At 67.2% G+C, this 16026-nt stretch carries 11 protein-coding genes and 1 pseudogene; 5 read left to right on the forward strand and 7 right to left on the reverse strand.

Annotation, left to right across the window (positions count from 1 at the left end; genetic code table 11):
• The first annotated feature begins 15 nt into the window (after positions 1-15).
• From panD to ACQCSU_RS10025, 3 genes and pseudogenes are all read left to right on the forward strand, one after another.
• Positions 16-444: an aspartate 1-decarboxylase gene (gene panD / locus ACQCSU_RS10015; RefSeq protein WP_426979575.1), complete on the forward strand. Its 429-nt coding sequence runs from the start codon at positions 16-18 to the stop codon at positions 442-444.
• 42 nt (positions 445-486) lie between these two features.
• Positions 487-622, forward strand: a pseudogene (locus ACQCSU_RS10020) (AEC family transporter); the annotation flags it as partial.
• A 64-nt stretch (positions 623-686) separates the two neighbouring features.
• Positions 687-1751 (forward strand): GmrSD restriction endonuclease domain-containing protein, encoded by a 1065-nt coding sequence (locus ACQCSU_RS10025; protein WP_426979576.1) that lies wholly within the window; start codon positions 687-689, stop codon positions 1749-1751.
• Positions 1752-1779: 28 nt separating this feature from the next.
• Here the strand turns inward: ACQCSU_RS10025 and ACQCSU_RS10030 are convergent, their stop codons facing one another.
• The 4 genes from ACQCSU_RS10030 to ACQCSU_RS10045 form a co-directional block, all read right to left on the reverse strand.
• Positions 1780-4407 (reverse strand): trehalase-like domain-containing protein, encoded by a 2628-nt coding sequence (locus ACQCSU_RS10030; protein ID WP_426979577.1) that lies wholly within the window; start codon positions 4405-4407, stop codon positions 1780-1782.
• A gap of 144 nt (positions 4408-4551) precedes the next feature.
• The gene (locus ACQCSU_RS10035) at positions 4552-5898 is read right to left on the reverse strand and encodes a hypothetical protein (RefSeq protein WP_426979578.1); all 1347 of its coding nucleotides are present in this window, start codon (positions 5896-5898) and stop codon (positions 4552-4554) included.
• 261 nt (positions 5899-6159) lie between these two features.
• Positions 6160-7149 (reverse strand): LLM class flavin-dependent oxidoreductase, encoded by a 990-nt coding sequence (locus ACQCSU_RS10040; RefSeq protein WP_426979580.1) that lies wholly within the window; start codon positions 7147-7149, stop codon positions 6160-6162.
• A gap of 162 nt (positions 7150-7311) precedes the next feature.
• Positions 7312-8115 carry a hypothetical protein gene (locus ACQCSU_RS10045; RefSeq protein ID WP_426979581.1) on the reverse strand — a complete coding sequence of 268 codons (804 nt, stop codon included), beginning with the start codon at positions 8113-8115 and terminating at the stop codon, positions 7312-7314.
• A 204-nt stretch (positions 8116-8319) separates the two neighbouring features.
• Here ACQCSU_RS10045 and ACQCSU_RS10050 point away from each other — a divergent pair, with 204 nt between their 5' ends.
• On the forward strand, positions 8320-10017 hold the full coding sequence (locus ACQCSU_RS10050; RefSeq protein ID WP_426979582.1) for a helicase HerA-like domain-containing protein: 1698 nt from the start codon (positions 8320-8322) through the stop codon (positions 10015-10017).
• Positions 10018-10160: 143 nt separating this feature from the next.
• Positions 10161-11153 (forward strand): hypothetical protein, encoded by a 993-nt coding sequence (locus ACQCSU_RS10055; protein ID WP_426979583.1) that lies wholly within the window; start codon positions 10161-10163, stop codon positions 11151-11153.
• A gap of 233 nt (positions 11154-11386) precedes the next feature.
• On the opposite strand, the gene ACQCSU_RS10060 is transcribed toward ACQCSU_RS10055, so the two are convergent.
• From ACQCSU_RS10060 to ACQCSU_RS10070, 3 genes are all read right to left on the reverse strand, one after another.
• Positions 11387-13348, reverse strand: a complete 1962-nt coding sequence (locus ACQCSU_RS10060; protein WP_426979584.1) for an NHL domain-containing thioredoxin family protein — start codon at positions 13346-13348, stop codon at positions 11387-11389.
• Positions 13348-15513 carry a cytochrome c oxidase assembly protein gene (locus ACQCSU_RS10065; protein WP_426979585.1) on the reverse strand — a complete coding sequence of 722 codons (2166 nt, stop codon included), beginning with the start codon at positions 15511-15513 and terminating at the stop codon, positions 13348-13350. Before ACQCSU_RS10065 ends, ACQCSU_RS10060 begins: the two co-directional genes overlap by 1 nt.
• Positions 15514-15676: 163 nt before the next feature.
• Positions 15677-15964, reverse strand: coding sequence for an HU family DNA-binding protein (locus ACQCSU_RS10070; RefSeq protein ID WP_011776355.1), 288 nt, complete (start codon positions 15962-15964; stop codon positions 15677-15679).
• Between the last annotated feature and the right edge of the window lie 62 nt (positions 15965-16026).

Below are 16026 nucleotides of genomic sequence, written 5' to 3' on the forward strand. Positions count from 1 at the left end.
TAGACTGGTGACGTTATGAATCGAACAATATTCAAGTCCAAGATCCACCGCGCCACGGTCACGCACGCGGACCTCCACTATGTCGGTTCCGTCACCGTGGACCTGGATCTGCTGGAGGCCGCCGATATCCTCCCCGGTGAGCTCGTGGCGATTGTCGACGTCACCAACGGCGCCCGGCTGGAGACCTACACGATCGCCGGCGAGCGCGGAACAGGGGTGATCGGGATCAACGGCGCCGCCGCCCACCTCATGCATGAGAACGACATCGTCATCCTTATCACCTATGCCCAGATGACCACGGAAGAGGCCAAGGCCTACAGCCCCAAGGTCGTCCATGTGGACAAGGACAACAAAATCGTCCAGATCGGCAATGATCCGGCGGAGGGCCACGCGCCCGGGCTGATACGGCCGCCGCACGCGCTGAACAACGCGTCGCTGAACTGACGGTGTCTCGGCCGGCTGGCCGATGCCGGCCGTGACCGGCCCCTGCCCACGGCGCAGAACGTGTTCGTCGCCGCGAGCGCCTACCAGACCGGCCTCACCGTAGCCAAGGACACCGTGCTGATCACGATTTGTAGTGGCGGTGCCGGCCATGATCGGCGTGGCCCTGCTCCTCGCCTGACACCCGCGGTAGGCTGTGACCGGCCGGGGTTCGGCCCGGACACACGCTCGTACTGGGGAGACAATTGAACAGCGTCCATTCACGCCGCGTCCAATCGCACACTGCACGGCGCGGACCGGGGGCCATCGACTGGATCGCCTGCGGCCTGGCCGGGCTGCTGCTCGTTTCCTCGACCGCGTGCGCCGGCCCCGAGGCCGCTCCTGCGGCCGCCGTCGGGAGTTCCGCCGCCAGCACGTCCCCGGCTGCCGTGGCCGCGCCGACGACGACGGCATCCGATGACGCCCCGCTGGACCCGGAGACCACCCCCGGCGTCGCCCTCGCCGGCACGAACGCCCCGCACCCGCAGCCGGCCTACGCCAGCAAGGCCCTCGAAGTGCTCGCGACGCTGCCCATCAAGGGCCGGGCACCGAAGACCGGATACTCGCGCGATCAGTTCGGCCAGGCCTGGGCCGACGTCGACCGCAACGGCTGTGACACCCGCAACGACATGCTCCGCCGAGACCTCTCCGCCGTTGCCCTCAAGCCCGGCACGCGGGACTGCGTTGTTTTGTCCGGCATCCTGAACGACCCCTATACGTCGGCCCTCATCAACTTCCTCCGCGGCAACAGCACCAGCACAGCAGTGCAGATCGACCACGTCGTCGCCCTCAGCGACGCCTGGCAGAAGGGTGCGCAGCAGCTCGGCCCGGCCCAGCGCCTGTCCTTCGCCAACGATCCCCTGAACCTGCTGGCGGTGGACGGCCCCACCAACCTCCGGAAGAGCGACGGCGACGCAGCCACCTGGCTGCCGCCGAACAAATCCTTCCGTTGCGCCTACGTGGCCCGCCAGATCTCGGTCAAGTCCAGCTATGCCTTGTGGGTGACCCAGGCCGAGCACGATGCGATGGCACGCGTCCTGGGTGACTGCCCGGGCGCCCTGGCGCCTACGAACCAGGAGGCCTCGCCGCCGGCCGCGGAAGCGCCCCGGGCAGCGCCCGCTGCCGCGGCGGTAGTTCAGGCGGCTCCGGCCGCCGTCTATTACGCAAACTGCTCCGCGGTCCGTGCGGCCGGAGCCGCCCCCATCCGGACGGGCCAGCCGGGCTACAGCAGCAAGCTGGACCGCGACGGCGACGGCGTCGCCTGCGAGTAGCGTGCCGCTTCCGCAGCCTTGTCGACGCCTAGTTCCTCGGCAGCCCGTCCAGCAAACGGGCGCAGCGGATGAAGCCCAGGTGTGAGTAGGCCTGGGGATGGTTGCCGAGGTGCGTTTCGGTTCCCGGATCGTATTCCTCCGGCAGCAGCCCGGTCGGCCCGAAAAGGTTCACGAGCTGGTCGAAGAGGTCCCAGGCCTCGTCGATCCGCCCCACAGCAACATAGGCTTCGATCAGCCAGGTGGTGCAGATGTGGAACCCGCCCTCCAGCCCCGGCAGGCCGTCGTCGTACCGGTACCGGAACACCGTGGGGCCCACCCGCAGTTCCCGCTCCACAGCGGTGACCGTGTCCAGGAATCGCTGGTCGCTCACATCGAGCAGCCCGGAGAGGCCGATGTGCAGTACGGCCGCATCCAGGTCCGGGCTGTCGTAGGCGACAGTGTAAGACGCCGCGGTCTCGTCCCAGCCCTCACACAGGACCTCCTCGCGGATGGCGGCGGCCGTCGGCTCCCAGTCCGGCAGCGGCGTCCGGCCGTGGCGGGCTGCCGCCCGCAGCGCCCGGTCCAGCGTCACCCAGCACATCACCTTGGTGTAGACGTGGTGCCGGGGCGCCCGGCGGGCCTCCCAGATGCCGTGGTCCGCCTCGCGCCAGCGGGCCAGGACGGCTGCGGCCATCTGGACCATGAGCTCCCAGTGCGCATCCGACATGGCACCGTTCCGCTTGCCCAGTGCATCGATCAGCTCCGCGATCGGCCCGAACACGTCCAGCTGCACCTGATGGTCCGCGGCGTTGCCGATCCGCACAGGGCGGGACCCCGCGTACCCGGGCAGGCTCTCGATAATGGCCTCAGTGGACAGCGGCGCCCCGGTCACAGAGTACAGCGGATGCAGCCATTCGGGCCCCGGTGCGTTGGCCAGGATCCGCCCCAGCCAGTCCAGAAAGCCCTCCGCTTCCGCCGTCGAGCCGAGGTCCACGAGGGCGTTGACGCTCATGGAACCGTCCCGGAGCCAGCAATACCGGTAGTCCCAGTTCCGTGTGCCGCCGATCCCTTCCGGCAGCGAGGTGGTGGGCGCGGCCAGTACCGCGCCGGTCGGCTCGTGGACCAGCGCGTGCAGCACCAGCGCCGAGCGCCGGACCAGGGACGGCTTCACGGACGGCAGCTCCAGCCCCTGCACCCAACGCCGCGAGCTATGTGCGACGGCGGTGCGGCGCGAGTTTTCGTCCGGCGGCTCCGCGGGCTGCGGTTCCGTGTCGCCGCAGCGCAGGTTGAGCACCACGGGGCCGTGGCGGAGCTCAACGTCGGCCGTGGCGGTGGCATGGCGGCCATCCGAGGTGATGGCAAAGCCGACGCCCGCTGCCAGCAGGATGATCGGGTCCGCGGTGCCCACGACGTGCACCTCCGCACCGCGCGCTTCCATGCTGAAGGGCGCATTGGCGTAGTCCGGCCGGGGTGCGAAGATGATCCTCGCCGTTCCGGTGCCGGAGAGCACCCGGACCAGGCTGGTGATCCCTTCCGGCGCGGGTTCCAGATAGTCGGTGACTGTGACGTCGGCCCAGCGCGTTTCGACGATCATGGTGCTGTCCACGTACCGCTGGCCCAGGACCTGCGAGGCCTTCACCGGTTCCACGGAGAAGTGCCCAGCCGCGTCCCCGCCGAGCAGATGGGCAAACAGCGACCCCGAGTCCGGCAGCGGGTGGCTCATCCAACAGATCTTGGCGTCCGGGGTAATGAGTGCCGTGGACGAACCGTTGCCGATCAGAGAAAGCCGCTCCAGGCCGACGGCGTCCTCCCCGAAAAGCCAGGCACGCCGCAGTTCAAAGAGGATGGCCAGTACCCGGGCGAAGGACTCAGGGTCCCGCAGCCGGTGCGAGGCCAGCGTCGGGCCCTCCCCCACCCGCAGGCCCATGTCCGGCCCGCGCAGGGTGGCCATCGCGAGCTCATCACTGGCAGCGTCCCCGGCGAACAGGGCCGCGCTCACACCCAGCATGGACCGGAGGTGCTCCAGTGCGGAGGCTTTGGACGGTTCCACCACGGACAGGTCCAGCACCGAGCCGTCCACGATGAAGGACAGCCCGTGCGCCCGGGCAATCTGCTCCGCCTTTGCGGCAGCCTTGGCCGCCACCTCCGGCGTGGCGCTGTTCGTGTGGACGGCCACTGCCACCGGCTTCCGTTCGAGGGTGATGCCGCGGTAGGCCCCAATGGTTTCGGCGAGAGCCTGGCTGGTTTGCTGCAGCACGGATTCGGTGGCCAGCGACAGTCCGTGGGCATAACCCATGTCGAACTCGGCGCCATGGGAGCCGACAAGATGCACCTCGGCGGGGAGCCGCGAGACGGCGGCCAGATCGCGCAGGGACCTCCCCGAGATGACGGCCACGTGCGTGTTAGGGAGGGCGGCGAGCGCACGGAACGCGATCGCGGCGCTGGCCAGCGGGAGGGTTTCGGTGGAAACGCCTTCCGCGGCGCACAGCGTTCCGCCATAGTTGCAGGCCACGAGCAACCCCGGCGTGCGGGCCAGGATCTTGAGCTCCGCAAGCAGCTTCGGTGTCAGGCCGTCGTCGGCGGCATTGGTCTGTACAAAGGCGCGGAGCAGGCCCAGCGGCAGTGATTTGGTCAGGAGGGCAGAGTCAGCGAGGGACTGGTTGAGCGGGGTGGGCATGGGCTGAGTCCTTCGGATAGTCCCCAATGCCTGCAAGAAAATCGTCCGTAAAGGACGTATCTCCAGTATCCTCCCGGCACCATTTCCCCCAGGTGTCCCCGCTGTTGCAGCTATGTAACGTCTGCAGCCGCCGCATCCCCGCTGCTAGCAGTTCGGGGAGTCGTACTCGTACGCACCCGAATCGGGAGCGCTTGTACCTACGCAGTCCCCGTTTTGCGGCAGGGATTGCCCGGAGAGGTCCAGGCCGATCGGACTGGTGCCGCCCCGGTCTATTGCGGGGCTCGTACTGGACAGGTGCAGGTCAGCAGGCGCGTCCACAAACCGCGCCGGAGCGGTGCTCGAGCTGGCGCTCGGGGAAATATTGGTGGGGCCGTTGAGTACGTTCTGCTGCTCGGTCCAGCCGGAGCCGTCCATCCACAGGGAGTTACTCGCTCCCACCAGGATGTTCGCCCTGATGACCGTCGAGGAGGGGCACGATGCATGGCAGACCACGGCCTTGGATTCCGGCCCGTCCAGCCAGACGGTGTTGTGTTCAAAGACGGTGCCGTTGGTCGGGCCAAAGGAAGAAGTTGGGCCGCGGGCGATCAGGCCGGTTGCCTGGGAACACTCGGCGCCGCAGCTCGCCCGAATGAGGTTGTAGCTGTAGACGTTATCGTCAGCGGTTCCATTAGAGCGGCCGATCTCGGAAAAGACATTGTTGTCTACTGAGACGTTGTGGTGGATTCTGTTGCGGCTGCCGTTAAAGATTTCAAAGGCGCTGCCGTCGTGGCTGAAATCGTAGGAGGCCGCGGTGGAACCTGTGATGACGTTGCCGGAAAATTCGTTGTCGTTGCCGTTGATGAGCACCCCGAATGCTCCCGAATCGTCGTTGCAGTCGACGGCGGCACGGGTTCCGCAGCCTGCCCCCGGCGTGTTCACGTTCATGATGTTGTTGTCAGTCAGGGTGTTATTCATATAGTTGCCGAAATCGGAGCCGTTGCCCACCTGGATGCCTGCCGCATTGTTTACGGCAACGACATTTTTCACGACGCCATTGTCACCGTAAATGCCGAATCCCGCGTAGCCGCATCCCTCTGCGCGCAATCCGTCCACCGTGATGAAGTTGCCATTCACCCTGACGCAGTTTCCTGACTGCCCCACCACGATCGTCGGAGGACTTCCGCTTCCATAGCTGTTCAGGGTGATTGACGCTCGAGTCGTTCCGCTTTGGTTGACAACAACACCGCCGTTCCAGGTGTCACCCCGGCGGAAGCTGACGGAGTCCCCCGGTTCCAAAACGGTGTCGTTGATCTTCGAAATCGATTTCCAGGGGGCGTCAACCGACGTCCCGACATTGCTGTCGTCGCCGGCATCGCTGAGGTAATAGTTCGTTCCGGCGACCGGTGCCGGCGACGGACCGTCGAGAGATGCCTGCGACGAGGCGCCTTGGATGAGGCCGGCCATGACTAACAGGGTCATCACAGTGGCTGCAGCGGTGGCCTTGATCTTCAAGTTTGCCCCTGGCTTTTTCTAATCTATCCCGGAATGCGGGTCTAACGACTGCGGGGTCTGACGACTGCATGGTTTAACGAATGCATGGTTTAACGAATGCTTTTTAAGCTAGCACCGGACACAGCCGACGCCCTGGTGGGCTTAACCGTAGGGTCGCCCACTCATGAAGTCAACGATTTTTCCGTCCGGCACCGGCGTTCCCGGCGGCACCTTATCCCGCACCGCCGTGCCGCGGTGCCGCGGCCTTCGCCCGTGAGGCGGTCAGGCCCTGACGAGTCCAGCGACCTCGGCCAGCAGCTCAACGGAACGCAGCCGCGTTTCGGTTCCAGTACTCTGGTGCGCAACTATCAGCTCGTCGGCGTCGGCGTGCACGGTGAATTCATCCAGGTACTCCACCACGGCGTCCTGGGTGCCGACAGCCGAGTACTTCATCATCTGGACCACGTGCTGGCCCTGCGGCGAGTCGAGGATCATGTCCGCCTCGTCGTCGGTGAACACCCGTCCGTTGCCGAAGAACAGCGAGACGCGGGCCCGCAGGGTTTCCCGGAACATCGCCTGCGCGTCCGCAGCAGAGTCCGCCGCGACGACGTTCACACCGGCAATCACGTACGGGGCGTCGAGCTGAGCGGAGGGCTTGAACTCACGGCGGTAGATGGCGACCGCGTCCTGCAGTGCGTTGGGGGCGAAATGCGAGGCGAAGGCGTACGGCAGGCCCAGCTGGGCGGCCAGATTGGCCCCGAACAGCGAAGAGCCGAGGATGTACAGCGGCACGTTGGTGCCCTTGCCCGGCGTGGCCTCCACGCCAGGAATGCGGGTGGGGCCGTTCAAGTAGGCCTGGAGTTCCAGCACGTCCTGCGGGAAGCTGTCCGAGGACATCGGATCGCGGCGCAGTGCCCGCAGGGTGTTCTGGTCGCTGCCCGGCGCCCGACCCAGGCCCAGGTCGATCCGGCCCGCGTGCAGGGTCTCGAGGGTGCCGAACTGCTCGGCGATGGTCAGCGGCGAGTGGTTGGGCAGCATGACGCCGCCGGCGCCGAGCCGGATGCTCTCGGTGTGGGCGGCGATGTGGGCAATCAGCACGCTGGTGGCCGAGGAGGCGATGGAGGACATGTTGTGGTGTTCGGCGTACCACACCCGCCGGTAGCCCAGCTTCTCGGCGAGCTGCGCCATGGCCACGCTTCCCGCGAAGCTCTCTGCCGCCGTCTGGCCCTTGCCGATGGTTGCCAGATCAAGAATGGAAAGCGGAACAGTCACAGGAAAAGCCGGCCTTTCGTAGCGGAGCAGTGATTCGGACGATGGTCCGTCAGGCGCACCCGGTTTCCGGCACACGCACACTGGGGACAACGACGGCGGACCCCGGGTTATTTCGGCACCGGCACGATTGCTGCCAGGCCACACCGGTCCGGCGTCAGGGGATCAGCGGCACGAGAAGTTGTAGTCGAGTCCGCCGGAGATGTATTGCGTCATTGCCACGCGGCTGCGGGGAGTGAGCCCGGAATTGGAGCAGAATGCCTTGGCGCCGGTCAATGAGGAGGCGCCGGCGAGCCAGCTGGGCAGCCCCGCCAGCGGGCTGGTGGCTGGAACGGAACCGGCGACCTGCCCCCACTGCATGCTGGTTGAATAGATGCCCACGCGGGCGCCAATGCCCTTGAAGTAGACAGTCATCCCCTCTAGCACGGCGGCGTTGGCAGACTTGTCGCCCTGCCAGCTGTTTTCCGTTTCCACATCGAGCCACCACAGATACGACGCCGGATTGCTCACCCCGCGGATGGCGGCGTCGTCGTACGCCTTCGCGAAGCCGTACATGTAGGAACAGGCTTTGAAGACCCTCAGGGCGCAGTTCCCGTAGGGGTTGGCCACGCGGATGCCCTTGTAGGTGTTGGACGTGGGCCACCACGAGCCCTTCAACCCGGGATTGGCGGTGTTGACGTAGAGCGACACCCGCGGCTGCGACGTCGCTGCGGGTGTCTTTGCCGTTCCGGCCCACGCCAGTTGCGCCGCCAGGCACGGGTTCGTGGTGTTGGCGAGCCCGTTGTTCACCCCGACGACGGCGAAGGCGGGCTGTTTGGGGAGGGTCTTCCCGCACTGCGGCCAGGACACGTCGATGCCCACGGGTTCAGAGGCCCGGGGCGGGGCCGCGGCGGCCGGCCCGGCCCCGAGGAGGACAAGGCCAAGGGTGACCGCAAGGGACGCAAGCTTCTTGAACAGCGAGGTGGGCATGCCCTAGGGTACTGCAGGGATCCGCCCTGCCGCCGGGAAACTTGCCGCGCAGAGCATGCCGGATGGAATACTCAGCAGGCTTAGGGGTTTGCGGCCTTATGGGCCATGACATCTCACACGCCGAGCTCGAAACCGCACGCCAATTCCCAAATAGCACCAGCCAAAGCCGGGACCGGGGCGGCCGGACCCGGCTAAGCTATCGGCATGGCCACCAAATCCACCGCAGATAAGATCGCCACCATCCAAAAGGGGTACACCCTCGAGGGCCCTACGATCGAGCTGGGCGCCGCGATCATCGACGGCGAACTGCACCGGGAGGCACCCGTCCGGCTCCCGCTGGCGATGATGAACCGGCACGGCCTCGTGGCCGGCGCAACCGGCACCGGCAAGACCGTCACCCTGCACATGATGGCGGAGCAGCTCTCGGCCGCCGGAGTGCCGGTGTTCCTCGCCGACATCAAGGGCGATCTCTCCGGGCTGGCCACCGCCGCCACCGGCACCGAGAAGCTGCTCGCCCGCACGGAGAGCATCGGCCAGCCCTGGTCCGGCAAGACCTTCCCGGTGGAATTTCTGGCCCTCGGCGGCGACGGCAACGGCATCCCGGTCCGTGCCACCGTCACTTCCTTCGGCCCCATCCTGCTCTCCCGCGTCATGGAGCTCAACGACACGCAGGAATCGAGTCTCCAGCTGGTCTTCCACTTCGCGGACAAGAACAACCTCGAGCTGATCGATCTGAAGGACCTGCGTGCCGTCATCCAGTTCCTCACCTCGGACGAGGGCAAGGACGAGCTCGAAGAACTCGGTGGACTCTCCAAGGCCACCGCCGGCGTCATCCTCCGTGAACTGATCACGCTTGAGGCGCAGGGCATGGAGAAGTTCTTCGGCGAACCGGAGTTTGACACCGCCGAGCTGATGCGAACCGCCCCGGACGGCCGCGGCGTCGTAAGCTGCCTGGAACTTCCCACGCTGCAGACCAAGCCGATGCTCTTCTCCACCTTCCTGATGTGGCTGCTCGCCGACCTGTTTGAGGAACTGCCCGAGGCCGGCGACCTGGACAAACCCAAGCTCGTGTTCTTCCTGGACGAGGCCCACCTGCTGTTCAACGGCGCCTCGAAGGCGTTCCTGGACGCCATCACCACCACGGTGCGGCTGATCCGGTCCAAGGGCGTCGGCATCTTCTTCGTCACGCAGACTCCGAAGGACGTCCCGGCCGAAGTCCTGGGGCAGCTGGCCAACCGGGTGCAGCACGCCCTCCGGGCCTACACCCCCGAGGACGCCAAGGCGCTTAAGGCGACCGTCTCCACCTTCCCGATGAGCGACTACGACCTCGAAGAGACGCTCACCTCGGCGGGCATCGGCGAGGCCGTCATCACCGTCATGAATGAGAAGGGCGCGCCGACCCCCGTGGCGCTCACCCGCCTGCGCGCACCGGAGTCCGTCATGGGCCCGAGCAGCGACGCCCTGATTTCCAGCACCGTGGCCGGCTCAGCCCTGCTCCCCAAGTACGGCACGGCGGTGGACAGGGTCTCCGCCTACGAGAAGATCACCGGTAAGGCCGGTGCAGGCACGGGCGATGCGGCTGCCCCTTCCCGCGGCGGCGGCGGCGCCGTCGACACCGACGCCGAGGCCCGGCGGATCGAGGAAGAGATCCTGGGCCGCCCGAGCAGCCGGCCGGCACAGGCCCCCGAGCGGGCGAAGGCACCCGAGCGCCAGGCAAAACGGGAGACGCCGCAGGGGGCACCGCAGGGGGCCGGCGGCGGTATGGCCGGGGATCTGGCCGGCGCGCTCGGTGGGGCGCTGGGCGGCGGTTTCAAGAGCATGGCACGCTCGCTGGGAACCCAGCTGGGCCGCGAACTCCTCCGCGGCGTCTTCGGCACTGCCCCCAAGCGCCGCCGCCGCTGACCGCAACTTCCCGCATGTCCCGGCGGCTGCGCCGACGCCCTCCCCGGCGGCTGCTGACCGTGTCCCGGCGGTGGCGCACGTCACACGGGGCGCATGTGACAAGAGCATTCCTGTGGGGTGCAGGTAACGTAAGGTACGTGCAAATGAGTCAGGCGTTGGTCAGGATCGCAGCCGGGTGGCTGTTGGGCCTGATGCTCGCCGTGGCCGGATCCGTCGTAGCGATCAACGTGGTCAACGAGTCCATCGCCAGCCCGCAACAGCCCGTCCGCGAATACCTTGACGCCTTGCAGAAGGGTGAAGGCGAAAAAGCCCTCGGCCTCCTGCGTGCCTCGGTTCCGCAAAGCAACGCCGCAATGCTGGACGGGACCGCGCTGCAGACTGCCGCCGCACGGATCAGCGACGTGAAGTTCGGCGAGGCGGAGGAGCGCGCCGGGAACCAGGTCATGGTCCCCCTTGACTACACCATTGATGGGAACCGGCTGCGCACCGAATTCCTGCTCGAAGAGTCCGGAACGGAGTGGCTGTTCTTCCACAAATGGTCCTTCATACCAGCGGCCCTCCCCGTTTTGGACGTCACGGTGGTCAACTCGAATGAAGCCACCCTCAACGGTGTGCCGGTGAACATGCCCAACGGCCGCAACTCTTTCGCTGTCTTCTATCCCGGTGAGTACGAAGCCACGCTCAGCGGTGAGTATTTCTCGGCCCCGCCCACCCGCGCCACCCTGTCCGGCCGGGATGTGCCCGCCGCTCCGCTGAACCTGCTGACGGAAGCCACGGGTGCCTTGAAGGACGCCGTAAGCGGAAAGGTCAAGGAGTTCCTGGACAGCTGCGCTGACGAGGCGGACAAGCAGCAGCAGCTGCAGCCGGACTGCCCGTTCTACCACGCAACCAACAACCGCGTCGTCCCGGGCACCATCGACTGGAGCATCACCGAGTACCCCGCAGTCAGCATTGAGCCCTTTGGCGGGCGCTGGGTGGTGGCGCCGCTGGATGGCAAGGCACGGATCAAGGCCCGCGCGGTGGACCTGTTCACCGGGGCCGTCAGCGAGATCAACGTGGTCCAAGACTTCAGTTTCACCACCCGCCTGGACATCGAGGTCGACACCGTGAAGCTGACCCCGCTCCTGAGCTACTGAGCTCCTGAGCCGCGCTGGCCCGCCGGGCGTCACGCAGGGCAGTCTTTTGCTGATGCAGCATCGGCCCAGCCCGTGAATCCGCTAAATCCGTCTCCTCCCCGGGCTGAAAACCCGACTTCAGTGACGCCTATCCGGGCAGGTCCGAGCCGGCGAGAGTCTTAAAAGCCAAAAGGCTGCTGTCCGTGACGCGTTGGTCACGGGCAGCAGCCTCGGGCACCGGCAAGGCAGCGCGCCTAGTCCATTCCGCGGAGGTCCAGCACCAGCTCGGTGTCGCCGTCGGCCTGCAGCAGCACCGGGATGCCCCAGTCCTGCTGGTACAGGTGGCAGGCGGCGTGGTCCGGGATCTCGCCGTCGGCGTCTTCCGAGCCGTCGCAGGCCGCGGCACGGGCGGTAATGTGCAGAACACCCTCGGGGACGTCGGAGGCGAGTTCCAGCGTGCGGAGCAGTCCCACCGACGTTCCGCCGCCGGACACGAGCAGCTCCGGCGGGGTCGAGGAGATCTTCAGCTGGGTCGGGTCACCCCAGCGGTCGTCCAGCTTCTGCCCGGTCGGCGCGGTGAAGCGGACGGTCAGCTCCAGCTGGCCGGGAGCCACCGGGCTCTTGGGCCGGTGGGTCTGCGCCGCACCCTCGTCCACCTGCTGGGCTTCCTTCGGGATGGGCACGTACACCAACTGGTGCTTGTTCGCCTCGACCACCACCAGAAGCGGCTCTGCGCCGGCCACCTGGGTGTGGTCCACAATCACGTCGGAGGGCTCGGACAGGCCGCGCGCCAGCGTGGAGACCGTGCCCGTCGACGGGTCGTAGCGGCGGACGGCCCCGTTATAGGTGTCCGCGATCGCCACCGACCCGTCCGGCAGCACGGTGACGCCGAGCGGGTGCTGCAGCCGCGCCTCGGACCCCTTGCCGTCGCGGAAGCCGAAGTCGAACAGTCCCTTGCCCACGGCAGACTCAACGGTGATGGCCCCGCCGTCGCCGATGATGAGTTTGCGCAGGGCCGACGTCTCGGAGTCCGCCACCCAGATGTTGCCGTCCGCGTCCTCGGCGAGACCGGAGGACTGGGCAAACCAGGCTTCCTCGGCCGGACCGTCCAGCAGGCCCTCGAGGCCGTTGCCGGCAATGATGGACACGGCTCCGGACCGCGGTTCGAAGCTGAAGATCTGGTGCACACCGGCCATCGCTACCACGACGGCGTTCAGCTTGGCGGACCAGACAACGTCCCACGGCGAGCTGAGCGAAACCTGCAACGGGTCCGCTTCCAGCCTCGAGCCGAACGCGGCGCCTTCCTCGTCGACCCGGGCCGGTCCCGTCTCAAGCAGCCGCTGCACCCCGTTGCCGGCCAGGGTGCGGACGGTGCCCTCCGTAAGGGAGAGGCCGCGCAGCCGGTGGTTGACGGTGTCGGCAATCACGACGTCGTAGCCGGCCTCGGCGGCGACGTCTTCCGGGAGCAGGACCAGGCCCTGCGGTTCGTTGAACCGGGCCGTGGCGGCGTTGCCGTCGGCGTATCCCTTTTCGCCCGAGCCATAGGTCGCCAGCACGGTCTGGAAGTCGGTGGAGAGTTCGACGAGGCGGTGATGGCCGGTGTCGGTGACGAGCCAGGACCCGGCATCAGGCGCGGTTCCGACGCCGCGCCCGGCGGGGAGGTACAGGGCCTTGCCCGGGAACCGCAGGGTGCCCGACGTCGGCTCCGGCGCCACATAGGGGCCGTCGCCGCGGTGCAGGGTGCCCTTGGCTTCATGCTCGGCGATCAGCTCGGGGATCAGCACGGCGAGGCCGTCAGCGTGGCCTTCGCCGGAGAGGTGCGCCACGATGTAGCCCTCGGGGTCGATGACCACCAGGGTGGGCCAGGCGCGGGCGGTGTAGGCCTTCCAGGTGTCCAGCTCGGGGTCGTCCAGGACTGGGTGGCGGATCTCGTAGCGTTCCACAGCCGCAGCCAGGGCCACCGGGTCAGCCTCGTGCTCGAACTTGGGCGAGTGCACACCGACCGTCACGAGGACGTCGGAGTACTCCTGCTCCAGCGGCCGGAGTTCGTCCAGGACATGCAGGCAGTTGATGCAGCAGAAGGTCCAGAAGTCGAGCAGCACGATCTTGCCGCGGAGCGATTCAAGGTCGAGGGACTTGCCGCCGGTATTGAGCCAGTTGCGGCCCACGAGTTCGGAGGCCCGGACCCGGGCGTGGGTGCGTAGGGTTTCGGTCATCAGCGTCCTTCCAGCTTTGGGTTGCGTTCGGCAAGCCTGGCATCGCGCTCGGCCAGCCTGGCAAACATATCGTTGTAAGCAGTGAGATCGGCGTCGTTATTCCTGTCGGCTGCCCGGTCGGTCCGTTTGGACTCCCGGGCGTCGGAACGGGACCACATGACGGCGACGCCGATGGCGACCAGCAAAGTGGGCACCTCGCCGATGCCCCAGGCCACGGCGCCGCCCATCTGCTGGTCCAGCAAGGCGGAGTTGCCCCAGGTGCGGCCGAGGTTGCCGAAGTAGTCGGCGGCGAGCAGGCCGGTGCCGCCCATGATCGCGACGCCGAAGAAGGCGTGGAAGCCCATCGTGGCCAGCAGGAGCAGCAGCCGCATGGGATAGGGCGCCCGACGCGGCAAGGGGTCCGTGCCGATCATGGTGAGCACAAAGATGTAGCCGGTCAGGGCGAAGTGCAGGTTCATCAGCTCGTGGCCCACATGGTCCCGCATGGCGTAGCCGAACGCGTCCGAGTAGTAGAACAGGACAATCGAGCCCGCGAAGTTGGCGGCGGCGAAGAGCGGGTGCGTCACCAGCTGGGAGAACTTCGACTGTACGAAGATCAGCAGCCACTCGCGCGGCCCGCGCGAGCTGTCCCGCCGCGCTGTCAGGGCCCGGAGCGCCAGGGTCACGGGGGCGCCCAGGACCAGGAAAATGGGGGCCACCATGGTGAGGGCCATGTGGTCCACCATGTGGGCGGAGAACATCACCCGGCCGTAGACCGACGGCGGGCCGGACGTGACATACGTCAGGACCACCAGGCCGATCACCCAGTTGACGGAGCGGAACCATAGCCAGGAGTCGCCGCGCCGCGATACCTTCCAGACGCCGAGGAAGTAAGTCACGAGGCCAAAGAGGGCGACGGCGACCCAGAGCCAGTCGAGCCGCCATTCGGTCAGCCAGCGCTCGGGCGTGAGTTCGGGCGGAAGGTCGTAGCCCGAGACGATGAAAACCGGGGAAGCATCGGGGGCGAACGTGCTGGGCTGTGGCGGCGCGGAACGGCCGAGCGCGACGGCGATTCCCGACGTCGCTCCCATGATGAGCAGCTCCACAACGACGAGCTGCCAGAGGACCCGCCGGGCGGAGAGTCCGCTGCCCTGGCTTCCCAGCTGCGGGATGACCCAGCGGCGATGCATGAGGCCGACTCCGCCGAGCACGACGGTGGCCGCGGCCTTAGCCAGAATCAGCTGCCCGTAGGCGGAGCCGAAGAGGTCGGTCCAGCTGGTGACGCGGATGCTGGCGTTGATGACGCCGGAGGCGAAGACCAGGGCGAAGGCGAACCCGGCCAAGGCGGAGAACCGGCGGAGAGTCGGCTCCGTGATGTCAGGCCGGGTGCCGGTCTTGACTGAAGCCCCGGCGGCCACGCCTCCGAGTATGCCGGAAAGGAGAGCCAGCATGATGATGCCGCCCACCCACGCCGACACACCCACCAGATGCAGGCCGAGGGAGTTGATGGCGCCTTCGTGGTCATCCGAGCTGGAGGAGTGGCCGATCAGGGCAGCGGGCACCAGGCCCACGAGGGCGAGCACCAAGGTTGCCGCCAGGCCGCCGCGGGAACGGACGCCGAAGAGCGCCGTGGTCACGACAGCGGCGATGATGACCACCGCCAGCCAGGCCCTGCCGGTCTCGATGTCCGTCATGAAGTAGACCAGGGACCGGGTGAACTCCGGGTCCCCGGAAATCCCCTGCCCCGCGACGTCCGAGTAGCTCAGTACCAGCACGGCGATCGCCGAGAGTGTCCAGATGGCCCCGGCCCCCGCGGCTAAGGTCAGCGCCCGGGTGAACGCTGGGTGCTCGGGGGCGTCCCTGTCCCTGGACCGCGAGCTTGCGAGGCTGCGCGGCAGGATGCCGACAGCGAAGATGAGCCCGCCGATTACCGTCGCGAGGGAGACATTGTGGATGGCCTTACTAAGCGGCAGCCCCCAGCGCACCAGGGCGCCGGGGTCGGAGACCTGGCGGGCCGCGGCGGCACCGGAGAAGAGCAGTGCTGCTGAAAGGCCCGCAAAGAGGGCCACAAGGCCCGCGAGCTGCCAGGCGCGGGAGATACCGCCCGGGTAGGCGTCAGGGCCTCGCGCTCTCCCGTGAGGGGTTGGCGCGGCTGCTGTGGCACGGGGATTTGCGGCGGAAGGCACATCTCCATTGTCCGCTACGCCCGGCCGGTCGCCGAATCGAAGCCGTGAACGCGCTGGGGCCGTCAGGCCGGTCGCGGCGACGAACGCCGGCCGTGAACGCAGGGTTTAACGCAAAGGAGCGGCAACCCGAAGGTTACCGCTCCTTTCAGTCCTTCGAAGAAGACTACTTCTTCTTGGCGACTGCAGCCTTCAGCTTGGAACCGGCGGTCAGCTTGACGCTGTGGCCAGCGGCAATCTGGATGGTCTCGCCGGTCTGCGGGTTGCGGCCGGTGCGAGCTGCACGGTCGGTGCGCTCAACTGCGAGCCAGCCCGGGATGGTGATCTTTTCGCCCGCGGCGACAGAGGTCTCGAAAACCTCGAACAGTGCATCCAGCACGGAGTTGACGGCTGCCTGGCTGGTGCCGGCCTTGCCTGCTACCTCTGCAACAAGTTCACTACGGTTCTTAGCCATTTATGTCCTCCTGGACGGTCATGATTTCTGGAGCCTGCACACGGCATGCGCACAAGCCACTG

Source organism: Pseudarthrobacter sp. O4 (assembly GCF_050157025.1).
GTDB lineage: Bacteria > Actinomycetota > Actinomycetes > Actinomycetales > Micrococcaceae > Arthrobacter.